Genomic DNA, 23,157 nt, shown 5'->3' with positions numbered 1-23,157 from the left:
AGCCTTGTGCTCGGCGCTTAAACTGTGAAGGTGGAAATACTTTACGAAGACAACCATATCATTGCCGTTAACAAAGCCTGCGGAGAGCTGGTTCAGTCTGATATTACCCGGGAGCGAACGCTGGTGGATGACATGAAAGACTACCTGAAAAACAAATACAACAAGCCGGGCAATGTTTTCGTTGGTCTTCCCCACCGCCTCGACAGGCCAACCAGCGGCATTGTGCTGCTGGCAAAAACAGGAAAGGCACTGGAACGGCTCAACAAGATGTTTTCGGAACGTGATTCTATTAGCAAAACATACTGGGCCGTGGTAAACAAACGTCCGCCAAGACACACCGACACGCTGGAACATTATCTCAAAAAAAATCAGGAACAAAACAAAAGCTACGCTTATTCCAAGCCGGTGCCGGGAGCAAAGTATGCGCGACTAACCTACCGCCATGTGGCAAGCATCGAGCGATACCATCTTCTGGAAATCAGTTTATTTACCGGCAGACATCACCAAATAAGGGTGCAACTGGGAACAATAAATCTGAAAATAAAAGGCGATTTGAAATACGGATTTCCACGTGCCAACAACGACAAGGGAATTCATTTGCATGCCCGGAAGCTGGAATTTATGCATCCGGTAAAGAAAACGCCGATAACTATTATTGCAGAACCGCCGGATGATAAAGTCTGGAACGAATTTGTAAAGCTTTTTCGCGAAAACCAGTTTAGTCCAGTGATTCCGGTTTAAAGGCAAACGGAAGTAAATTATCAATCCCGTCGAAAATCTGAATTTTTTTCTTACCGTCTAAAATAATACGGATGGAATGTTTTTGCCTGATTTCCGTCTCAACCATTGACTGGCGGCAGGAACCGCAAGGTTTTACCGAATCATCTACCAATCCGCGGTCGCCATATGCAGTTACAGCAATTGCTTTTACAGCTACATCAGGAAAAGTTGCCTGCGCATAAAAAAGCGCAACGCGTTCTGCACACAGTCCGGACGGAAATGCAGCATTCTCCTGATTATTTCCGGTAACCACCTCGCCATTTTCCAAAAGTAACGCTGCTCCTACATTAAAGCGGGAGTACGGAGCGTATGCCCTGTCGGAAGCTTCGCGTGCAGCCAAAACAAGCTTTTGATCGGCCTCGGGTAACTCCGAAACCGAGGAATATTCATATACGAAAATCCGCAATTCTTTCGTTCGCATATTAATGATTTTGTTCAAAAGTACAATTTTATAATGTAGTGCAGGAGCAAAAAGCAAAACAAAAGCAGCACAAAAGTGATATTCACGTAAAGATGTTCATAAAACATTGGCATTTTACTACCACAGCAATCAGAAACCGCCTATTTTAGGCATCAAAATCTGAAAAACAAAGTAGCAATGAAGCAGGGATTCATCATATTTCTATTTATTACAATCGTTTTTACGGCACAGGCTCAAATGTCAAGGGAGCAGTATATTCTAAGATATCAGCTACTTGCCATTGAAGAGATGGGTCGCAGCGGAATTCCTGCAAGTATAAAAATGGCCCAGGCCGTACTTGAGTCGGGAAACGGAAACAGCGAGCTTTCCCGAAAATCCAATAACCATTTCGGCATAAAGTGCAAAAGAAGCTGGACGGGGAAACGGGTCTATTACGATGATGATGAAAAAGGCGAATGCTTTCGCAAATACAAATCGGTTGAAGAATCGTACATCGACCACACCAATTTTTTGATGAGCAACCCGCGTTACGCATTCCTGTTTACCTTGCCGCCTACCGATTACAAAGGCTGGGCAAAAGGGCTGAAAGAAGCGGGGTACGCAACCGCACGTCATTACGACAAGTCGCTTATTAAAATAATTGAAGACAACCAGCTTTACAAGCTCGATCTAAAACAAACAATTCGTCCGTTAACAGTAAACTCCCGGAATACTCCGGTTCACAAGGGCATTTCAAACAAGTTGGTTATCAATCCGTACGGAGGACGCCAAATTATCAAAATAAACGACCTGAAAGCAGTTGTTGCCCGCGAAGGCGACACCTACGAAATACTGGCACAATCGCTTGGAATTGAAACATGGGAGCTGTACAAATTTAACGACCATGGAGCTGGATACCGCCCGCAACCCAATGAAGTAGTTTACATTGAAACAAAACACAGAAAGGCGTCAAAAGATAAATTATACCACACGGCGTCCCAGGGCGAAACGATGCACTTTATTTCGCAAATGTATGGATTGAAACTGAAGCCGCTTTACCGCCGCAACAGAATGAAACCGGGAGAGCAACCGCAAGCCGGAGAGGTTATTTATTTGCACAAAAAAAGGCCTGCACGTTAGAAACTTCTGCTGCAAAAACAGAAACAACACCTAAAAGCAACGCATTAACCGACGTTTTTGTATTTGAACGGGTTATGCTTTTTTCGCTTATAAAACGGCATTAAAAGAACAATGTAAATCTTCTTTTAAAATTCATGCTCCGGGTAAAAAACAACCTGGCAATTTGAATTTGGTTCACAAAATTCTTTCTACCTTTAGCGCATGAAATGGGGGATAGAAGTTTTAAGAACCATCCTAAAACTCCCGAAAAAGATGTTTCCCGCACTTGTTGCAGGAAATATTTTCCGTTTGGTATCACCGCAACTTTCTCATCAAAAAGTCACAAGACAGTTTCAACACCCTGCAAAACAAAAGTGGCCCGACAATGAATTTTCGGGCAATTCTAAAACTCAAATCCAGAGGGGTGAAACCGCAGTCTCGATTCTTTCCCGGCGGTGTCTTTTTCAGTCCATACAAACAATTGAACAGCATTTCTTTTTGAAAACACATCCGGAAGGAAGCGAAAAAAATAACGCTTCATTCAATACAAACAGAAGCCTTCCCCATATCAACACACACACTCGTTGGACAAACATTGCGTTTAAAAGAATCAGGGTAAAACTTACATTTGAACATTTTTCAATTTTAAAGTATTGTTTCACTTAAAAAGCACGAGATGAGGGTAGCTGTTATTGACTTGGGCACAAACACTTGCAATTTATTAATAGCGGAAGTTAACAAACCGAGGTTCAACATATTGCATCAGAGCAAGCAATTGGTAAAAATTGGCGACAGCAAGATAAAATCCCATCAGATTAGTGAAGAAGCCACCGCTCGTGTTACCAAAGCAATTTTAACACAAAAAAAAATTATAGAAGAACATAGGGTCGAAAAAGTGTGCGTGTTTGCAACATCAGCCGTTCGCGACGCCGTAAACAAAATCCCGTTTCTCGATGAAGTAAGCGAAGAATCGGGATGGATAATAAGGGTGGTTTCCGGGAAAAAGGAGGCCGACCTCATTTTCAAGGGAGTTCTGCTGGCCCTTGGTAATTTAAGAAATCCGTCTGTCATTTTAGACATTGGCGGAGGCAGCAACGAGCTAATCATAGCTCACAAAAAAGAGCTAAACTGGAAAGAAAGTCAGCCTGCGGGGATGTTCCATGTTGTTACACAACTTGCCATATCCGACCCCATAAAACCGAACGAAATTGAAACCCTGAGAAACTTTTATTTCGAATGGCACAAAGCGGCCTTTGAGCAGTGCAGCCTTCACAAGGTAAAAACACTTGTTGGATGCTCGGGTACTTTTGATACAATTGCAGATATCATCGATCAGGTTAATCCGGAAGAAAAGCCACGAAAAAAACAGGAAATAAGGATGGCAGACTTTTGGAGGGTGTACTACTTGCTTGTGGAATCAACCCGGGAACAACGCATGAACATAAAAGGGATGGATCCGGTTCGCATCGACCTCATTGTCCCGGCAATGATTTTAATTGGGTTGTTGGTTGAAGCCTCAGGCATTTCGCAAATTATCCAGACGAATTTCGCCCTTCGAGAAGGTGTGCTGTTTGAATTAATGGAATCTGACGCCAATCCGGTTTTTTAGTCAGGAAAAAACTATTTCATTAAAATGTTCTGCCATTCGGGTTAGCGTAAAAGCAGATATATTTTTCATTCATATAAACGCTCTCCTTTTTTCTTGCTATTTTTACCGCTCATTAAAAAAAAAGGAATGATTAACGGGAAAAAAGTTGTAGTTGTGTTGCCAGCATACAACGCCGCCAAAACACTGGAAATTACATACAACGAAATTGATTTTACAATTGTAGATGATGTTATATTAGTAGACGACCTTAGTAAAGACGAGACCGTAGAAGTGGGCAAAAAACTAGGGATAAAACACATCATCGTTCACGAAAAAAACACCGGTTACGGCGGAAACCAAAAATCGTGTTACAACAAGGCTCTCGAAATTGGTGCCGATATTGTAATTATGCTCCACCCGGATTATCAATACACCCCGAAACTTGTTCCTGCCATGGCCAGCATATTAGGAAGCGGACTGTACCATGTTGTTCTCGGCTCGCGTATTTTGGGGAAAGGCGCTCTCAGAGGCGGAATGCCGCTTGTTAAATACGTTGCAAACCGTGGACTAACATTCATTCAGAATATATTAATGAATGCCAAACTTTCGGAATACCACACCGGATACCGCGCGTTTACCCGCGAAGTATTGGAAAATGTAAACTACAACGCCAACTCCGATAATTTTGTGTTCGACAACCAGATGCTTGCCCAGATTTGGTACGCCGGATACGACATTGCAGAAGTTACCTGCCCCACCAAATATTTCGACGACGCATCGAGCATTAACATAAAAAACAGCAGCATTTACGGCATTGGCGTTTTGCAAACGTCGTTGCAATTCAGGCTGCAAAAATGGGGGCTTATAAAGAATAAGATTTTTCAACCCAAATAACAAAAATGAAATTAGCGAAATACTTGCGATATTGCATTCTCCTGATTCCTGTTGTTTTCTTGTGGGGCGGATTCCACATAACGCATGCGAAATACGGAAACGACCCTAACTACGTTTACCTGGCTAACGCCACCGCCATTTGCGACGGACAAAGCGTGGGATATATCGATCATCCGGGAACAACTGTCATGCAAATTGGAGCATTGACTATTTCGTTTAAACACCTGTTTTCAAACCCAGAAAATGTAGACCTGGTAACAAATGTTCTGAAAAATCCACTCAAGTTTATGGATGCCATTCAATATGTACTGGTAGTCCTGAACTCGTTAGTGTTGTTGCTGCTCGGCTGGATTGCCTACAAAAAAACAAGATCGTTGTGGGCTGCGCTTTTATTACAAGCTACAACATTAATCAGCGCGAATACACTTGACCATATATGGACAAAAGTAGAGCCCGAACCCCTTCTGTTTTTTATCACCTGCATATATGTAATTACAATACTCTATTTCACTGCTTCTGAGAACAAAAGCTCATACAAATTTGTATTTCTGTTCGCTTTAATCACCGGTTTCGGGCTGGCAACAAAAGCCACATTTCTTCCTCTGGTACTTTTTCCGTTAATACTATTCAAAGGTGTTAAAAAGAAAATGATTTTTTCAGGCAGTACTGTTTTGTCATTTCTATTGTTCATAATTCCTGCAATTCCCGAATACAAACATATGTATTTCTGGTTTAGAAACTTAATAAACAGAACCGGAAAATATGGCCACGGAGAAAAGGGATTAATTGACTTTTCCTCCTATTTTCATAACATGCTGGAAATATTCAAAAATAATCCGATATTTTTTGTTGTCACCGTAATTGGTGTACTATCCGTAGTTCTGTACTATATAAAACGAGCTGAAAGCAAAAAGCTAAATAAAGACAACTCTGACGTTCGTATCCTTATTGGGTTAGTTGCTTCCAGTATTCTGGGCGTTTTAATTGTTTCCAAACATTATATTGTTCACCCAAACCACTATTTGATTCCGGTGCTCCTTTTAACAGGTATAACCATACTTTTTATTCTGAAAGTATTGACGATACCACAAAAAATCGTATTGCCGGTAATGACAATCTCTCTACTGCTATTTCTTTCGTTCAGACAACCGGGAAAAATTGAATATGCAGATTATGGGTACAAAATAACAAATGAAGAGATTGACTCTACCGAATTAATGCTGACAAAAAATTATGCAGATTACACACGGATATACTATTATCCATATTCATTAAATAAATTCTCAGCCCTCAATTTTGGAGATGTTTATACAAAAAACAAGATGCTGCCTTACCTGAAAGAATTGTATCCGAATACATATTTCTACAATTCTCATTATGATTTTTTTCAGCATTGGAATGCAGAGATACTCTTGGAAGATATTATTCAGCTTAACAGCTCTAAAATAATTCTGGTTGGTGGCCCGATGGATGAAAAATTGGCGGAAGAAATGACAGAAAAAGGATTTCCTCTAAAAAAAATTTACAAAGGGCGTATTCAGGCAGTTTATGAACTCGACACCCTGGCATATCAGCAAATTGCGCGAAAAAAAACAACAGAAGAAATAGCGTCCTGTGGATTTGAAACAGTGGATAAAAACCAAACCTTCTCAGGTCTGAATAATGAATTATTTGGTAGCGCTCTGTCTCGAACCAACGAAGTTGCAAAATCGGGGCAATATTCCATAAAAATGGACAGCAATACAGAATTTGCCATGGAATACCTTATGGACAGCTTAAAAAGAGACGAATTATATGAGGTGAAAATTTGGCGGAAATCTGATAATAACAGTGCACGTCTGGTGATAGGCTCCACCGCACCCAATGTTTTTTACAAGTCACAAAACGACTATATTACGTCTTCTGGCGACGGTTGGGATTTACTACGAATTAATTTTCAGGTAACTTCTGAAATGGAAAAAACGTCACTTAAAGTCTATCTTTGGAACAAAGACAAAAAACAGGCTTATTTTGACGACTTATCGATTGAACGCGTTTCATACAACTAAAATCGAAATACACAAAACGAATTAAACCGATGAAAATAAGTGCTATAAAACTCAAGAACTACCTATTTATTGTTCCCCTGCTTTTTGTGGTAATTGTAAAATTTCCCCATCTATATTTACCATATTTTTGGGATGAAGCGTGGTCTTATTTTCCGGCAGTATATAAAATGTATGAAAATGGACCGGGATTGCTTCCAGGAGCACTCCCCCTATGGGACGCCAAAGGACACCCGCTATTCTTCTTCTTTCTGTCATCACTTTGGATGAAACTAGTGGGCACTTCTGTTTTTGCAGTGCATATATTGCCTTTACTTATTTCTTTGGGAACGTTGACTGCCACTTTCTTCCTGGTAAAAAAACACGCCGGTTTGTGGGCAGCCAATATTGCAGTGATGTTGTTTAGCGTACAATCACTTTTTCTGGCTCAGGCAACTATGCTTCTTCCCGAAATGTTAGTTACACTGCTACTGCTACTTTCTACAAATGCCTATTTAAATAAAAAATTAGCGTTGTTTGCTTTATTGGCTTCTCTGATGGTACTAACCAAAGAGACCAGCATTATTTTTATTGGAGGATTCCTCCTTTTTCATTTTATTATTTCACTGATTCAAAAAGAGAATCTGTCCAAATTTGTAAAAGAAAGCTTGTGGTTGGTCGTTCCTATTTTTATTTACGGAGCTTTTCTAATCCTTCATAAAAAAGAATTTGGCTCGTACTTTTTTAATGAACATCTTAACTATGTTCAGGCGGATTTTACTACTATTCTTAGAAAATTGAAAATTGCTGCCGGAATTATTTTTACCCGGTATGGAAGAATTATAATACTGGCAGCGGTCATTTTTGCCCTGGCTTCTGTTTTAATCAGGAAGAGAAAAATTGAGAATGGCAAATTACTGGCATTAGCAACTTTGCAAATTATTGTTTTTGTATTGTTCTCGGCCCTAAATTTTTACACCCAGCGATACATGCTAAGCCTTTTAGCACTCTTCATGGTTATTGCCGGAGTTATTCTCTCTCAATCTAAATTTGAAAACAGAATTGCAAACAGAATAATTCTTGTGGTTATTACAGCGATTCCTCTTGTCTATACATTTACGCAGAAAACAAATGCAGACAGCGATTTAGGCTATGCAGAAGTAGTAAAAACACACCAGCAGATGGTTGAATTTTGCGAAGGACAGGGCTGGCACGATGAATCAATTGCAACAAGCTTCAACCTCATATTTTGTTTACGAAATCCCCATTTGGGATACCTTTCTTCTGAAAAGAATTTTAAAAATGTCATGATATTAAATAAATATCGTGATGCTGAGATCTTTTTAAACGAATGCACATCCTACGGAGTTACTGCGCAAATGGATACGATTAAAAATGAAAATAAACTTATAAAAGAATTCAAGCTAAAACATGCGTGGGGAGAGATTTACACCAACAAAGCCCTGAAGTAATATTACGTGCAGACAATTTTTCTGAGTAGGTTACTTGTTTCTACATGAATTTGATTTTAAACAAAGCAAACCACCACATTTTCAGCAGTAACAAACCGTGTTTAAACCTCGAAATGTTGGTATCGCCATAAATACGTTCCTGGTAGCGGATGGGCATATCAATTATTTTGAGATTCAGCTTGAACGCACCAAAAAGCAAATCAAAATCACCAAACGGGTCAAAATTCCCAAAGTACGAACGGTTTGCGGCCAGCCTCAGATAATCTTTACGGAACATCACTTTGGTACCGCACAACGTATCTTTTACCGGTTGTTCCAACAGCCAGCTAAAAGCCAGACTAAAAAATTTGTTTCCAAGCGTATTTAAAAACCGCATGGCATTTTTTTCCATCGGATAAATTAGCCGAGTGCCATTTATAAAACCACCCTTGTTGGCAGCAATGGCATTGTAAAACTTCGGCAGTTGTTCCGGCGGCACTGTCAGGTCTGCATCCAAAATCATTAATATATCACCGGTTGCAACGTCATAACCTGCACGAACGGCATCTCCTTTTCCTTTTCCGGGCTGCTGAAGAATTTTTATGTCGTGGGTATCTTTGTACTTTTGCTGAATCTGTTGAACTTTCTCCCAGGTATCATCGGTAGAATTTCCTTCCACAAAAATGATTTCAATGTGGTTCCCGAAATCAGGCATACGCAAAATGGCGTTTTCAATGTTGCCGCTTTCGTTACGCGCCGGAATTAACACAGTTGTCGAATACTTACGCTGTACCTCTTCTTCACTAACCTTAGCAACGGGCTGGGCAAAACTGTACTGGTTAAGCGCAAACCAGTTAAACACAGGTAGCCGCGACAAAAATTTGTTCAGAAACGAAGACAAAAGCGGAACATAAAATGGAAACAGCATGGACGAATTCTGCTTGTAAGTTTCAAAACCCGCAAGGTAAAGCAGGTTGGCCAGGTCTTTTCTCGAAATCCAGCTTTGTTTCGGGCCTCTTTTCTTAATTCCTATAAACTCAGCGAACTTAATAAGCGGTTCCCAAAAAATATTGTAATAAGTAATTACAATTTTTGTTTCGGCATGACAAACTTTATGTATCTCCTCAAATACCTGTTGTATATCAACCAGATAACCTATAACATTGGAAAGAACAACTACATCAAATTTTTTATCGAGTTCAATGCTTTCAGCAGGGCAACAAACAAACTTTATTTCGGGAAACTGCTTCTGCGCTTCCTCTATCATTTTCTCGCTAAAATCAATTCCGGTCTTCTCTTTTCCTTTTATTTTGTTTAGCAACTCACCTGTTCCGCACCCAATTTCGAGTACTGACGATTCGTCGTCGATAAAAAAATCCACGTACCGGGTAATACTGTCCCAGTAATAGCTTTTACTTCTACGGTACTTTATTCGGGTTGCTGCCGCCTTGTTGAAATAATCTTTCAGGTGTTGTTTTTTTTCCTTGTAAATATCCATAGCTTTAAGTTAAACAGGTATTTCCGGCCTGAAATAGCTCACCCCGGAAACATATTTAGAGTTTTTATCCAAACGGAAAGGAATCTGATTTGTTATCTGTTCCGCATCATCTTCCCAGGTTTGATCGTATTTTAATTCAATTACCGATTTCCGGTGTTCACTGTGCTTGTGTAAAAATTGGTTCCAGGTTGGCCGCAGGTTGTAATACTCCAGTTGGTCGTCAACCGTAATTCTAAACCTTCGGTCATGCGACTCGAAATAACTTCTTTTGTATGCATTTAGCAATACCGGCTGCAGGCCTGAAAGTTTTATCAAAACGTCGTCGGGCAGGCCGGCACCCGAAAAATAATCCTTCCACAAATCTACGTTATACTGCTTTTCTTCGATTTTAAACGAAGGCAACTTAAACGACTTCTTCGTCCCGGTGAACCCTTTTTTTATTTTGAATTCCAAAACAGGAGATACCACTTCGCCAAACAGTTTCCCGTACCACCTTACACGAACTTTCGAGCGCTGTCCCACTCCAAAAATATTGGCGAAATAGCAATCCATCCCGGTCGTGTCAAAATAGATGTTATTAACCTGCCGGGCAGGAAAAGCAGTTGCAAAAAATGCACTGTTTTGCTTTACGATGGATTCGACCACCTGTCGCGGCACTTTCTCCGCCACAAATTTCCGCTCGTAACGATAAGTATCTAACCGGGTGTATCCTTGCATTTGTTAAAAGGAGTTGTTGTCAACAAACGAAACGCGCGTCTCCGGGCTAATCTCGGTAAGGCTGTTTTTAAATTGCTGAAGGTCATCTGAGCTTTTTATTTCAATCCAAAAACCCGCTTCAATTAAATCTGAAGTTTCGTCAAACCTAACCAGTTTCGATGCTTTAAAAACATGCTGCACCAACTCATCAATTTTACCGAGAGACGGTTTTTCGGTGCCCGTTCCGCTAACGGTAAGAAACAAGTTCTGTTTTCTTGTTTTTTTTGAAGTTAAATATCTTCCCCATATTACTGCCAAAAGAATTAAAGCGGCAACAACTGTTACCACCCGCTGATTTGCGCCAAAGCCCAAACCAATTCCAATGGTAAAAAACAGGTAAGCCAGCTCTTCTGGTTCCTTTATTGCCGAACGGAAACGGACAATTGACAGTGCACCTACCAACCCCAGTGACAGCGCTAACGACGATTTCACAATGGAGATAATTAGCATGGTGGTAAATGCAATTAAAAAAAAGTTGGCCGCAAACGCTCTTCTACCCGAAAGGCTTTTGGCGCATTTGCGATAGGTCCATTCGAGAATAAACGACAAAACCAAAATAATGACGGCATTGATTAAAAATTCCCAAATGGAAATTTGTGCGTTTTCGGTTATTAAAAACCGTTGAAACAGGTTCCACTTATCCATGTTAAAAATTTACTTTTATTGATATAATTTTAATGCTAACTTTTTCTCTCTTCCAAATATTTCAGTCCCATTCACTTTAAGCAACGAGCCTTCTTCAATTTTATGAAAGGTCAGGTTTCCTTTTAACCTGACATTCTCGGCTGAAATGCTTGCCGACCCGTATTCAGGCTTTTTCTTAAATGCCACAAAAGCATAAACTGTTTTCCGAATCTCCGAGCCCTCTATTTCAACCGAAGAAAGATCTTTGGCGGCAACACCAATTGTAGCCTTATTCACTTTACAGTTTTTCACGGTTAGCTGCGAATTTTCGCCACCTGAAATTGCTTTGTCGCTTATTTCAAACATTGTGCATCCCGAAATAAAAACCCGGCTTCCTGAAAAGTCGATGGCATCGTTCCCCATATTCACAAACTCACAATCCAGTACTCTTCCGGTACAAAAATCCGAATCGAACGCGTCGGCAAATGTATCGATAAACCGGCAGTTTTTAGCAAAAAAGTCGGAGCGAACCACATTTAGTGCATCATCGCAATCAACATTCGCCTCAAACGTGCAATAAGAAAAATCTACATCGGCCTCGTAAAAAGTAACTGCCGAAGGCGTTTGCCAGCCGCCTTTTCGAATGCTTCCCAACCGGTAAAAACGCGTATGTTTTAATATTGACCGTTCTGACGCCTGCAAAACATGAACGCCCTGAGAACTTTTGTCGCTGGAGAAAAACTCAACCGTACGCTTTTCTTCTCCCATCGAATAAAACGCTGAAAAGGAGAAAAAGCCGGCTCCGTTTACCAAATCAATTTGTGTTCCGGGCAAAAAAACAACTTTCTTATTGGCAGGAATATAAACATCGCTGTTAAAAACATATTTGCCGTCGAAAATGATGGAATCGCTACTTTCGGTCAATTTTGCCTCATTCGCACTATTCATTAAACGTTGCCTCGAACTGATTTCGTCGCTAAATGCCCAGTGGCTCACATCAGATTCCAGCATCTTTCCGCCTGCATTAAAAAGTATTTTATTAGGCTCGCCCTGCACAGAAATAGTTGCTTTTCCCGGGTTAACCCCGTCGTAAGCAGGCAGTTTCACATTAGGCGAAAAACTCTCGGGCAGATTGTCGGCGACCAAAACACCAACAACAGAAACTTCCCCGCCATGATAATTCAGAACGTCCATTGTTCTGTTCCCCTTGTTGTAAAAAGCCTGAACCAGCCACGGAGTAATATTCGAACCGACTTCAGTAGTATATTGGTTTCTGAATTTCTCGTAATTGATTTGCCTGAACGCACTGTTCAGTCGCTGAACATTATTTTCAATATTCGACAGGTTCTCCCTGACCAGTCGCGCCTGACTGCGAATAAAATCAAAATTGAAATGATAATACGGGAACTCTTGTCTGATTAATCCGCTCAACGAATCGGCCTGATGAGTATATTGCCGCACCACATTTTCAACATACAGGGGATCAGAATACGCCTTCAAATTTTCCAGGTATTTTCGATTAAACGAACTATCGGTAAAAACCTGGTAAAGCATCAACTCTTCTTTATGAAATGTATTCAATTTGGCAGGATCCAAAAGCGAAATCATCGGCTCGTCAATTCGCTTAAAAATACCGCCTTCAATGTACCCATCGAACGCAATCGGTTCCAGCAGGCAGGTTACCGGATTAAAATAAAACCGCTGGTTGTGCCATGTAAAACCGTGGTAAGCCTGGGTAATATCCATTAACGCGTAATACCTGGCCAATACATCAACATCGAAAATTTCCGATACAGGCATCGAACAGGTTTTGTATTGCAGCATCAGCTTTTGAGCTTCTTCGGCCTGCCTGGTTTTTAAAGAATCGGAAGTTACCGAGCCTTCCTTAAACGGAGTAATTTTAGCAGCACCGAAGTAATCTACATCCCAGGCCTTTTTTGTTGTGTTGGCTTCCATAACACGGTTCCAAAACAGGGTTTCGTCGAAACGCACAATTGGGCCTTCACGCCGGTCTCTGTTTTCTATCAGGTGCTTTTCGAAGTGTTCTTCCCATGCATAAATACCTCTCGACCGGTTGTTCAGCACCACCGGAACAAAACCGTAACGGGTGGTAAGCACGTCTTCGCGGGTAAAAATCTGATGAGCCAGCCATTCGTGCAAAAAATTACGGGTTGCCGGGTCATGCACCGAAAACGTACGAACATGGTTCCATGCAAAATCACTTTTCAGCTTAATTCTGAACGACCATTTGTCGCCCTGAATATGATCCATCAGATCGCCTTTTAACCTGACCTCACCGTTCAAAAAATCATTCCCGTCAAAAATAACAGCCCCGGCATAATCTTCATCTTCGTTAACCAGAACACCATTATCAAATGCTTCAATTCGTTTTTTATTGAAATAGTTCAGGTTATTATCCTCCACATAAATGCTCAATGCAGAAAAACGATCATATTCCGGATAATCTTTGTGCTGGCGATGAACAATCTCAAGGTCATCAAAATAAACGGTATCCTGACTGTTGTTCCAGACAAATATTCTTACTTTCCCAAAAAGAAAGTGCGGCGGAGTATATGCTTCCAGGTATATTTTCTGCCATCCGTCTTTCCGCTCCTCTACCACAAATTTCCCGGCATGGTAATACCCTTCGCCACAGTCAATAACAATAACCCCGTTATCATCATTGCTTTTTCGCCAGGCAGTAACTTTAAAATACTCGTCTGCTCCTGCAGTAAAATCAGTAGTAAATCCATAGGGAGTTTGAGGAGTCAATTTCGAGGCATATTCGCCGGAATAAGCTTGTTCTGAAGTGCGGGTCTCAACATTCCCGAACTCCATGGATTGATTTTTTTCGTCGACAAACTTTTTCCCGCTGTTATCCAGTTTCTCGGCGCTGCACTTAAAAATATTTTCAAAATCATCTTCTTTTGTATTGTTGCCGGGAGTACACCCAAAAACAACAATAACAGATATAATTAGTGCAATTATATTTTTATCCGTAACAATCATGCAAATCCATTAATAGGCGGCTAATTTAACAAAAAAGATTCGTTGGCTAAGTGAAATAACGCAGTCTAAACTAAAATAGTATAGAGCATATATCCACAACTACCCCCCGATTCCTTCAACACCTTCTTTTTATTAAAATCGAACATTAAACAGCCTTCTTTGCAATACTGCAATTCAAGTCCTGTTATTTGTATATCTTTTTTGCAATACTCATAAAAATCAGAGATACTTAAGCTTTGCCAGTTTTGTTTGTAACAGCAAGCTACCCCATCAAAAACAATATGCTTAAATTTTAAATCTTAAACAATATTTTAACTTTGTAAAAGCTTTTACATCACATCATGAGAAATAGGATTAAACACATTTTATCAGTCTTTTTTGTACTGCCTTTAGTTTTTAACCTGTATGGGCAAGATGCAATATTTGTTGGCAGCACCGAAGAAGACATTGCAAATTCAATAGTGCAGTATGAAAACAGCTTTTATATTTTGGGCACTTCCAGAAAAAACAGTAAAAGCGCAACAGATTACTTTGTTATTGTACTTGATGAGAACGGTCGTTTGGTAAAGGAATATTTATTTGGCGGTGTTCATGGTGACATAGGAAAAGATATAATTGTAGATGAGAGTGGAATTTATCTGCTGGGAAAAACCTGGGATGGAGGCTATCCGAACAACGATATGTTTTTGCACAAACTGGATTTTGATCTAAATCTAAAATGGTCAAAATTTTATGGCGGGCAAAACAACGATTTGGGACACAAATTCATAACGACTAAAAACAATGGTTTTGCCATGATCGGATTTAGCACAGGAGTTGATTTAACCGGCGATGTTTATTTTGTAATAGCCGATAAACAAGGAGAACTATTGTGGGAAAACCATATGGGAGATAAATATGTAGACCACGGTTTTGATGTAATTGAAAATGAATTGGGGGAGTTTATTATTGCCGGCACCATGGGCGGTTTTTATAATCCGACAAGCACAGACTACCATAATCCGGATGCAGATATATACATCATTAAAACAGACGCAGAAGGACAAGTGATTTGGAAAAAAACTTACGGAGGAGAAAAACACGATTGGGCAAAATCAATTATTCATGCCCCCGGAGGAGGATACTATATATGCGGCTCAACCCAAAGCGAAGGTGCCGGAAATTTTGATATGTTCCTGATGAAAATTGATGACGACGGAAACCAATTGTGGTTCAAAACATTCGGAGGAAATAATTTTGAATACGGAGAAAGCGTTCAGCTAAGTACTGATAATACACTGTTTTTACTTGGAACAAGTGCAAGTTATTCAGACAACAAAAAGCCAGACCATTTTCTGGTTAAAACAGATTTAGATGGGGAAGTTATTTGGGAAAACACCTACGGAGGAGAGGGTTCTGATTACAGCAGTTCAATGGTATGCACAGACGACTCCGGCTGTGTTTTTACGGGCTGGACAGACAAAGGAGCTTACGGAAGAAAAGATATTGTATTGTATAAAATAACCAAAGAAGGAGATGCAAAAACATTTTCAGAAAATATTCCTCTCGACAGAGAAACCCTGGTATATGTCTATCCTAACCCCGCCAGACAGACAATCAATGTAGAAGTAACTTCAGACAACAACAATCCGCTGTCTTTTTCTCTTTTTGATCCGCTCGGAAGAGTGGTGATGCAGAAACAAATTGAGGCGAATGAAAAAAACACAATTCAGGTCAGAAAAGAAAGCGGACTATACTTTTACAAAATTGTAGAGAATTCAGGCATTGTGCACGCCGGGAAAATAGTTATTCAGAATTAATATTGATATCCGGAAAGGATATCGAGGTCGACAAATTCCCAGGTTAGACTGCCTGTTGCCGGAACATGTTTAAAGATTAATACATAATCGGGATCTGCCTTTTTTCTTTCTTCCATGTCTTTGTAATAGCTTTTATGCAACCCTGCTCCCAAAAAACGAATGCCATCATCAGAAGTATAATCGATTTTCCTGTTTCCCATATCTCCTATAATGCAAATAACATCAATTCCCCTGTTTTGCACCTTCACCAGTTTCGGGTAAATTTCATCGAGGAAAGAACTTTCGTCAGAAAAACAATTGAATTTGAAATAGGTGAGATTGCTTTGAGCGTAGGAATAAGGAGATGGCGGCAATCCGGGAACATTTTGCCATATACCATGATGCATTAACATTATTAAATGTGAAGAGCTTTGGATAGTATCGCAAACATTCATAATCATTTGATACTGGTCGTCCAATTGTTCACAATCGTATGGTGTAAGTGTTGTATTTAATACGATGTAGGAAATTCCCTTGTAATGACTCGTATTATAAGTCTTCTTTCCTGTTAATTCTTCCAACCAAATCCAGTTCCCGTTTCTTGCATCATGATTTCCCATAGTCCAGTGAGAATTTGGATGAGTCAGATTAAACAGACTATCAATGTACTCTAGAATTCGGTATTCTAAAAGGCTTTCAGAACAAACGTCTCCCCCCAACCAAACTCCGTCATATTGCTCCAATTCAATTTCATGCAAACGTAAATCAGCTTTATAACCGGGCACATACCATTGATAAGTATGCCCTAAAAAAATATACTTTGTTGTATCTTCCTGGGCTGAAATATTTAAAACTCTAAAAAGAAAGAAAAAAAGAAAAAAAGAATTCCTTAGCATCACATCATCATTTAATACATTGCAGGTTACAAAATCAGCGCTTGCGAGAACAAATAGTTGACTTTCATTTCCAAAGATACGTTTTTTCGTTAATCATGAGGAATGGAAAGAAGAACAGCACAAATTTCAAAGAAAGGAATAAGAAAAATTTTTATGTTTGCAACACAATTAATCTATTGAATACCATTTATGCAAATGAAAATCCGCAATAATCATATTCCGTATTTAGTATTAGCTTTATTTGGAATTCTTTTTCTTTCAATAGGTATTTTGAACCACTATTTTTTCAGAACTTTTACCCACGATTACGGTAACTACAATTTTGCATTCTGGGATTATTCTCATTTTAGGCTAAGTCCCATTCCAACATTCAGGGGAAATTTTTTGCAAGACCATTTCTCTTTTACGCTGATGTATTTTGCACCTACATACTGGTTATTCAACTGGTTAACGGGTTCTTATACACTAATCATAATTCAATGCTCTTTCATTTTAATAGGAGCTTGGTACACCTATAAACTAATCAAACTTAAGACCAATAATATATGGTTGAATACAGGAGTACTGATCTACTATTTCGTTTTACTGGGGAGATACACTGCTTTTTCAAGTGATGTCAACCTGGCAATAATATCGTCGTGTTTTATTCCAATATTTATCTACTATTTTGAAATCAGGAAATACCTTGTATCGCTGGTTATTCTGATCCTTTCCCTGCTATCAAGAGAAAATATTCCTTTATGGTTCATTTTTATTTTCATAGTTCTTGCTATCGAACACCGAAAAGAGAGTAAGGTAGTTCTGTATTGCCTGGCAGGAATCGCTATTTCGACTGTTTATTTTATACTTCTATTTAAAGTGTTTATTCCTGCCATTGAAACTCCCGGAGTAAAATATGCTCTGTTCAATTATTCGGCATTGGGCTCAAGTCCCGGCGAAGCATTGTTGTTTTCAATTAAAAATCCTCTCGAAGCATTCAAGCTATTCTTCATCAATCACCTTGACAACCCTGCATACGATGGTGTAAAAACTGAATTTTACTGGGTATATCTAATCTCCGGTGGATTTGTACTATTGACCAGGCCACAATACCTTATTTGGTTCATCCCGATAGTTGCACAAAAAGTATTAAACGATTTACCTTCTCGCTGGGGAATTGCCACTTATTACTCTATCGAAGTGGTGACACTACTCCCTCTCGCTGTATTTTTAGCTCTATCCTCATTTAAATCAAAAACAATACAAAACATACTTGTTGTAATGGTATGCCTTTTATCGGTAACAACAACAATTTATAAATTAGATAAAAAAAACAACCAAGTTCCCAGACTCCTAAATACAGCGAAGGTGAAATTCTATGACAAACAATTTTTCATCCCTCCTTTTGATGTAAAAGAGGTAAACAGACTTCTAAAAAAAATTCCACCAAAGGCAAAAGTAAGTGCATCTAATGTTCTGTTACCTCATATTGCACAAAGGCAACATATCTACTTTTTCCCAGTTGTTAAAGATGCTGAATACCTCATTTTTTCTGTATTCGACAATAACTATCTATATCCTCATTCTCTTAATGAAGAGAAACGAAACGAATACTTATCAGATCCCAACTGGGATATTATTGCCAAAGAATTCCCAGTGTTTTTGTTGAAACGAAAGGACTTGTCAAATAGACCTTTTAAAAAGAAGAATTTATTTGCAACCATTGACTCTCTTTCCTGTAGCTTCGAGGGGCTTAATTCAACTGAGGGTGATACGCTTCTTTCAATGAAAGAAAAAACAGAAACAAAAAAGTATCTCTCAGAAGAAAAACCGCTTAGCGGATTGCACAGCATTAAGCTTACCAATAAAAACAAGTATAGTACAAGAATATACATCGACGATATAAACCGGATAAATTATCTGGAAATTAGTGCATGGTACTACGGTTCTGAAGAGAAACAATTAAATATAGTTGCAGATTACGGAAAAGAGGTCCGCTTTCATAGCAACGTGTGTGATTCGATAAATCCTGCCGGATGGAAAAGGCTGATCTTGAAATTTTGGGTACCAAAAACTCAAAACAAGTCTGACTGTTCTTTCTATTTTGTAAATAGTGGAACTCAACCTGTGTATTATGACGATTTGCTCGTCACAAAAAAGGAAGTTGGTAAATAATCCAAAGTGAAACAGAAACAATACAGGCTCCCCAAAATGCAAACATTGTTAGTAAATTCCTTTCGTTTTAAGAGTTGAATCAAGATCATGGAATTTCCAGTCGAGCCATCGATTCTCCGGTACATGTTTAAACTCAACAACCCAATCGCGGGCAGAATTTTCCCGTTCGACCGGATCTTTATAATAGCTACGATTCAGCCCGGTTCCCAAAAAGGTAATCCCATCTCTGTTCGTAACCTCAAAGCGTCGAGACCCCATATCGCCCATTATCAGAATCACTTCCACACCGCGTTTTTCTACTTCCAACAAACGCGGATAAATATCATTTAAAAATGAAGCCCCGTTATCGTCACAAGTAAAACTGAAATACTTCAGATTACTCTGTGCGTAACTATAAGGATGCGGTAAATCTGGCACATCTTCCCAAATACAGTGGTGCGCCAAAAAAATTAAATGCGATGAATTTTGAATGGTATCACATAAATCGGTGATTATTCGGTACTGGTCGTCAAGTTGCTCACAATCGTACGGAGTGAGTGTTGTATTTAGAATCATGTATGTAATTCCCTTGTAATAACTAGTATAATATGTTTTCCTGCCGGTCATCTCCTCCAGCCATATCCAGTTGCCATTACGGGCATCATGATTTCCCAAAGCAAAATGTGTATTTGGATGTTTAAGGTTAAACAAACGATGCAGATACTCCAACGTGGTGTATTCAAGTAATGATTCGGAACACACATCACCCCCCAACCAAATGCCTTCGTATTCCGAAAAAATCCATTTTCTCAAGCCGCTCATCTACTTTATCTCCTGCCGTATGCCACTGATAAGTATGCCCTCCGAAAAAATATTTTATGGTATCAGGTTGGGCATAAAGTGACTCACTCCTAAAAATAAAAATATAGATTACAAAAATCCACGTTATATTTACAATATGCATTTTTATTGGTCTATTATGTATTTAACAGTTTGACTACAAAAACTTTTTGCAAAAAGCACTTACGACTCCTATTTAATCACAAAAAAAAAAAGAGACTGTGCAGAAAAAAATATTTTCACCCAAAATTCAACTGCTCTAAATTACCATATTAACAAATTATATTTAATGATACACCAGAAAGCACGAAACCCGTCGCGCCAGCCAATCTTTTTTCCTTCATCGTAGGTCCTGCCGTAATAGGAAATACCAATTTCATAAATCCGAACACCGCTAACGCGCGCCACTTTAGCAGTAACTTCGGGTTCAAATCCGAAACGTTTTTCCTTTAAGTCAAGGCCTTTGATGATGTCTGCCCGGAACAACTTATAACAGGTTTCCATATCCGTCAGATTCAGGTTGGTAAACATATTGGAAACAGTAGTCAGAAACTTATTCCCTACAGAGTGCCAGAAAAACAAAATGCGATGCGGGTTTCCGCCCATAAAACGGGAGCCGTAAACCACATCGGCATTCCCCTCGGCAACAGGTTTTAACATATCGTTGTATTCGCGCGGGTCATATTCCAAATCTGCATCCTGAATAATAACATAATCGCCGGTTGCCTCCTTTATTCCACGGTGCAAAGCAGCGCCTTTCCCCATGTTCACAGGTTGGTGAAAAAGCTTCATGTTTCCTTCCGGATGGCTTTTTATGTATTGTTCGATAACATGTCCCGAGTTATCAGTGGAGCAGTCGTTTACAACAATTATCTCCTTCTCGAAACCGTACTTTAACGAAACAGATAGCACTCGGTCGAAAATTAAATTTATAGTATTTTCTTCGTTATAAACCGGGATTACAATGGACAATACCATAAGTTTCATTCATTAAATTAGTTATTGATACCGAAGGATATTTCCAAAAGTACCACAAATCAAGAAAAGTGCTCAAATTTATTGTTTATATTTCAAATTACCCGATAAAAAACAGAACCAAAATAACATTGAATATCTTATCATATAAAGTGCTCATCGTTTTTTTAGCTGAATACCAACGAACTAAAAATTTGGCACATCCAGAAACTTCCTATCATGCAAAAAATACCAGCCTGTTATTCTGATGTAACTTTAACATCCATTGATTTTATTTCCACCTGCTTCCCGGTTTTATTCCAGATGTAAAAACTCAAAAGTGCTCCGGGAGGTAAATCTGCGGTAAACTCTTCCGTAAAAATAGCTGTTTCCCAATTCCGGCTATTTCCTGTCCATTGCAGAGGGAAAATCCGGTACAACAAATTCTGCTTCTCTTTTTCGACGGACATGACCAGAACCACATCTTTTTCAGCAAAATCAGTCTGACCGCGATACTCCAGTGCCAGCTTAAATTCAAGTTGATTTCTTTTTCGCAATCCGTCCAACGGAATAATCACAGGAGGAGTGTACTCATCTTTCCTGTTAATATGAAGAGATTTTATCTCCTTTCCGAAAAAAAACTCATCAAAATAGGGAGAAAAAAATCCCATTTTTCGAGATAAAGAGTTTGCCAACGAATCAACATTTTGACTGCCCATTGCTTCTACATTCCTTTTTAGTCTCACCAAATAATTTGCAGAAAGCGATTTATCTCTAGATTTCCGGGTTAAAAAATCTAATGAAATCCGATTCATCCCCCTCTGCCTTATTTGGTAAACAGTATCAATTGGCAATCCCAAAAACAACATCTCAACAAATTTATCTTCCTCCGTGTAAACCCACTTACCGGCTTCATTCCGGCTTTCGTACAACTCTCTCCAGCTAACTATACTAATCACCGAATCTTTTGCATTGAAAAACAGTTCATATTCCTCCAGTCCGAAACTGTAAAGTTGACCGACGGCCTCTCCCCTGCCCTCAAATATTTCCAGTACCTGCCGGTGCCCCTGATAACTGTACAAAAAAGGAATTAGTTGCGTGTTTAAATACAAATTGAACACCACTATAACCGTAACAGATGAAAATAATAGCCTTTTCAGACGGCTTCGTTCTGCCAACATAAACACCCCAAAAAGCACAGCAATTGCCAGCAAAAACAGCAATGACATAACAATACCGCTTTCCAGAATTGTAACACCCGCAAAAACCAACAGCGCGCTAATGAGTATTAATACCGATACCTGGACATAAAAAAGCCCTTTTGGCAACGGTGCCTCGCGCTGCAGCCATACTTGCATCCGTCCGCTTGTTATTACTGCAATAAGCGGAACAAACATGAGCACATAATTAGGCGCTTTCCCTTTTGCAATGCTGAAAACGAGCAGTAAAACAAGTATGCTGCACAACAAGGCAGCATTAGTTTTATTCATCGTATTTTGGGTGAACCAACTTTCTATTTCGCCTGCAATTGCAAAAATCACAAACAACGTCCACGGCAGAAATGCCCAAAGCAGATTGTATAAATAGAAAAACGGGTCGGTACTCGAACCGGCCACTTTTCCCGTAACGCGACCAATATTATTGTCAATAAAATAAAACCGGAATCCTTCGGCTCCGAAACTTTTCCACAAATGGTACAGCGTTGGCGAAATGATTATCAAGACCAACAAAACGCCTAAAATCCATTTGGGATGAAAAAGCTGCCGGAAGTCTTTTTTCAGCAACAAATAAGAAAGCACAAACAGAAAAGGCAAAACTGCACCAACCGGTCCTTTGGTTAACATTGCAAGGCCAACGCCCGTAAATCCCAAAACAAAATGTATCGAATTGCCTTTTTTCAGGTATTCGGCCAACTGCCAAACAGCAAAAACAACCGCTGCCTGCAACACCGAATCGGTGTGAAAATCCAGCAGGTAAAGAAAAAACATTTGAGAGGTGCCCGTAATTAACGCGGCCAAATTTCCTGCATGCTTTCCGAATAACAACTTTGCCAGCCGATACGAAAAATAAACACTGCTTACCGCAAAAATGAAAGGTAACAATTTAAATGCCCAGTTTGAATTGCCAAACAACTGAATACCCAAACCGGCCAGCCAGAAAAAAAGATGTGGTTTTTGTTCGTATGGTTCCCCGTTAATCTTTAGATTCAGCCAGTCGCCCGATTCCACCATCTGCCGCGAAATAGCTGCATACAAACCAGAATCCCCGGTCAGGTCTATAAACAAACCGAAAAACCACGCTGCAAATCCCACAAGAAAAGCAACCGTCCACAAACTTCGTTTTAAAAGTGAATTCAAATTTTAGTGCAAAAAAAATCAGTACAACAAAATAAACGATTTGACCGGACATCTTG

Annotated in this window: 17 protein-coding genes; 8 read left to right on the top strand and 9 right to left on the bottom strand. The window is 39.5% G+C overall.

Annotated elements, in window-relative coordinates; translation table 11 throughout:
• Nucleotides 1-24 precede the first annotated feature (24 nt).
• Complete coding sequence (locus tag BUB08_RS15955; protein WP_073002906.1) at nucleotides 25-741, top strand: RluA family pseudouridine synthase; 717 nt, start codon at nucleotides 25-27, stop codon at nucleotides 739-741.
• Here BUB08_RS15955 and BUB08_RS15950 read toward each other — a convergent pair.
• Complete coding sequence (locus BUB08_RS15950; RefSeq protein WP_073002975.1) at nucleotides 719-1,201, bottom strand: cytidine deaminase; 483 nt, start codon at nucleotides 1,199-1,201, stop codon at nucleotides 719-721. The genes BUB08_RS15955 and BUB08_RS15950 overlap by 23 nt on opposite strands.
• 177 nt (nucleotides 1,202-1,378) lie before the next feature.
• Between BUB08_RS15950 and BUB08_RS15945 the strand changes: the two genes are divergently transcribed.
• From BUB08_RS15945 to BUB08_RS15920, 5 genes are all read left to right on the top strand, one after another.
• The gene (locus BUB08_RS15945; protein ID WP_073002905.1) at nucleotides 1,379-2,320 is read left to right on the top strand and encodes a glucosaminidase domain-containing protein; all 942 of its coding nucleotides are present in this window, start codon (nucleotides 1,379-1,381) and stop codon (nucleotides 2,318-2,320) included.
• A 655-nt stretch (nucleotides 2,321-2,975) separates the two neighbouring features.
• Entirely contained in the window at nucleotides 2,976-3,908 is a 933-nt protein-coding gene (locus BUB08_RS15935; protein ID WP_073002903.1) for a Ppx/GppA phosphatase family protein, read from the top strand.
• Nucleotides 3,909-4,034: 126 nt separating this feature from the next.
• The gene (locus BUB08_RS15930; protein WP_073002974.1) at nucleotides 4,035-4,781 is read left to right on the top strand and encodes a glycosyltransferase family 2 protein; all 747 of its coding nucleotides are present in this window, start codon (nucleotides 4,035-4,037) and stop codon (nucleotides 4,779-4,781) included.
• A gap of 5 nt (nucleotides 4,782-4,786) precedes the next feature.
• On the top strand, nucleotides 4,787-6,829 hold the full coding sequence (locus BUB08_RS15925; RefSeq protein WP_073002902.1) for an LTA synthase family protein: 2,043 nt from the start codon (nucleotides 4,787-4,789) through the stop codon (nucleotides 6,827-6,829).
• 29 nt (nucleotides 6,830-6,858) lie between these two features.
• Nucleotides 6,859-8,277, top strand: a complete 1,419-nt coding sequence (locus tag BUB08_RS15920; RefSeq protein ID WP_073002901.1) for an ArnT family glycosyltransferase — start codon at nucleotides 6,859-6,861, stop codon at nucleotides 8,275-8,277.
• A 40-nt stretch (nucleotides 8,278-8,317) separates the two neighbouring features.
• Here the strand turns inward: BUB08_RS15920 and BUB08_RS15915 are convergent, their stop codons facing one another.
• The 4 genes from BUB08_RS15915 to BUB08_RS15900 are packed head-to-tail and all read right to left on the bottom strand — an operon-like array spanning nucleotide 8,318 to nucleotide 14,143.
• A complete protein-coding gene (locus BUB08_RS15915) occupies nucleotides 8,318-9,754 on the bottom strand; it encodes a glycosyltransferase (RefSeq protein WP_073002900.1) in 1,437 nt (478 codons plus the stop codon).
• 9 nt (nucleotides 9,755-9,763) lie between these two features.
• The gene (locus BUB08_RS15910; protein ID WP_073002899.1) at nucleotides 9,764-10,471 is read right to left on the bottom strand and encodes a VTC domain-containing protein; all 708 of its coding nucleotides are present in this window, start codon (nucleotides 10,469-10,471) and stop codon (nucleotides 9,764-9,766) included.
• A gap of 3 nt (nucleotides 10,472-10,474) precedes the next feature.
• Nucleotides 10,475-11,155 (bottom strand): DUF4956 domain-containing protein, encoded by a 681-nt coding sequence (locus BUB08_RS15905; RefSeq protein ID WP_073002898.1) that lies wholly within the window; start codon nucleotides 11,153-11,155, stop codon nucleotides 10,475-10,477.
• Between the two features lie 15 nt (nucleotides 11,156-11,170).
• On the bottom strand, nucleotides 11,171-14,143 hold the full coding sequence (locus BUB08_RS15900; RefSeq protein ID WP_073002897.1) for a right-handed parallel beta-helix repeat-containing protein: 2,973 nt from the start codon (nucleotides 14,141-14,143) through the stop codon (nucleotides 11,171-11,173).
• 341 nt (nucleotides 14,144-14,484) lie between these two features.
• On the opposite strand from BUB08_RS15900, the gene BUB08_RS15895 reads away from it, so the two are divergent.
• Complete coding sequence (locus BUB08_RS15895) at nucleotides 14,485-15,942, top strand: T9SS type A sorting domain-containing protein (RefSeq protein WP_073002896.1); 1,458 nt, start codon at nucleotides 14,485-14,487, stop codon at nucleotides 15,940-15,942.
• Here BUB08_RS15895 and BUB08_RS15890 read toward each other — a convergent pair.
• The gene (locus BUB08_RS15890; protein ID WP_073002895.1) at nucleotides 15,939-16,817 is read right to left on the bottom strand and encodes a metallophosphoesterase; all 879 of its coding nucleotides are present in this window, start codon (nucleotides 16,815-16,817) and stop codon (nucleotides 15,939-15,941) included. The two genes, BUB08_RS15895 and BUB08_RS15890, sit on opposite strands and share 4 nt — an antisense overlap.
• A gap of 195 nt (nucleotides 16,818-17,012) precedes the next feature.
• Between BUB08_RS15890 and BUB08_RS15885 the strand changes: the two genes are divergently transcribed.
• Complete coding sequence (locus BUB08_RS15885) at nucleotides 17,013-18,971, top strand: DUF2079 domain-containing protein (RefSeq protein WP_073002894.1); 1,959 nt, start codon at nucleotides 17,013-17,015, stop codon at nucleotides 18,969-18,971.
• Between the two features lie 48 nt (nucleotides 18,972-19,019).
• On the opposite strand, the gene BUB08_RS15880 is transcribed toward BUB08_RS15885, so the two are convergent.
• The 3 genes from BUB08_RS15880 to BUB08_RS15865 all read right to left on the bottom strand — a co-directional run bounded on the left by BUB08_RS15880 (nucleotide 19,020) and on the right by BUB08_RS15865 (nucleotide 23,101).
• Nucleotides 19,020-19,772, bottom strand: coding sequence for a hypothetical protein (locus BUB08_RS15880; RefSeq protein ID WP_139249749.1), 753 nt, complete (start codon nucleotides 19,770-19,772; stop codon nucleotides 19,020-19,022).
• Nucleotides 19,773-20,054: 282 nt separating this feature from the next.
• Entirely contained in the window at nucleotides 20,055-20,777 is a 723-nt protein-coding gene (locus BUB08_RS15870; protein ID WP_217651635.1) for a glycosyltransferase family 2 protein, read from the bottom strand.
• 227 nt (nucleotides 20,778-21,004) lie between these two features.
• Complete coding sequence (locus BUB08_RS15865) at nucleotides 21,005-23,101, bottom strand: ArnT family glycosyltransferase (RefSeq protein WP_139249748.1); 2,097 nt, start codon at nucleotides 23,099-23,101, stop codon at nucleotides 21,005-21,007.
• Nucleotides 23,102-23,157 lie beyond the last annotated feature (56 nt).

Source organism: Mariniphaga anaerophila (genome assembly GCF_900129025.1).
In the GTDB taxonomy this organism is placed as follows: domain Bacteria; phylum Bacteroidota; class Bacteroidia; order Bacteroidales; family Prolixibacteraceae; genus Mariniphaga; species Mariniphaga anaerophila.
This window is presented reverse-complemented; position numbering and strand designations above follow the sequence as displayed.

Excerpts from the sequence above, each read along its gene's own strand:
- BUB08_RS15930 (WP_073002974.1), top strand. The coding sequence starts at position 4,035 with ATGATTAACGGGAAAAAAGTTGTAGTTGTGTTGCCAGCATACAACGCC.
- BUB08_RS15885 (WP_073002894.1), top strand. The coding sequence starts at position 17,013 with ATGAAAATCCGCAATAATCATATTCCGTATTTAGTATTAGCTTTATTT.
- BUB08_RS15935 (WP_073002903.1), top strand. The coding sequence starts at position 2,976 with ATGAGGGTAGCTGTTATTGACTTGGGCACAAACACTTGCAATTTATTA.
- BUB08_RS15945 (WP_073002905.1), top strand. The coding sequence starts at position 1,379 with ATGAAGCAGGGATTCATCATATTTCTATTTATTACAATCGTTTTTACG.
- BUB08_RS15870 (WP_217651635.1), bottom strand. The coding sequence starts at position 20,777 with ATGAAACTTATGGTATTGTCCATTGTAATCCCGGTTTATAACGAAGAA.
- BUB08_RS15915 (WP_073002900.1), bottom strand. The coding sequence starts at position 9,754 with ATGGATATTTACAAGGAAAAAAAACAACACCTGAAAGATTATTTCAAC.
- BUB08_RS15950 (WP_073002975.1), bottom strand. The coding sequence starts at position 1,201 with ATGCGAACGAAAGAATTGCGGATTTTCGTATATGAATATTCCTCGGTT.
- BUB08_RS15895 (WP_073002896.1), top strand. The coding sequence starts at position 14,485 with ATGAGAAATAGGATTAAACACATTTTATCAGTCTTTTTTGTACTGCCT.
- BUB08_RS15900 (WP_073002897.1), bottom strand. The coding sequence starts at position 14,143 with ATGATTGTTACGGATAAAAATATAATTGCACTAATTATATCTGTTATT.
- BUB08_RS15910 (WP_073002899.1), bottom strand. The coding sequence starts at position 10,471 with ATGCAAGGATACACCCGGTTAGATACTTATCGTTACGAGCGGAAATTT.
- BUB08_RS15905 (WP_073002898.1), bottom strand. The coding sequence starts at position 11,155 with ATGGATAAGTGGAACCTGTTTCAACGGTTTTTAATAACCGAAAACGCA.
- BUB08_RS15880 (WP_139249749.1), bottom strand. The coding sequence starts at position 19,772 with ATGAGCGGCTTGAGAAAATGGATTTTTTCGGAATACGAAGGCATTTGG.
- BUB08_RS15925 (WP_073002902.1), top strand. The coding sequence starts at position 4,787 with ATGAAATTAGCGAAATACTTGCGATATTGCATTCTCCTGATTCCTGTT.
- BUB08_RS15920 (WP_073002901.1), top strand. The coding sequence starts at position 6,859 with ATGAAAATAAGTGCTATAAAACTCAAGAACTACCTATTTATTGTTCCC.
- BUB08_RS15890 (WP_073002895.1), bottom strand. The coding sequence starts at position 16,817 with ATGCTAAGGAATTCTTTTTTTCTTTTTTTCTTTCTTTTTAGAGTTTTA.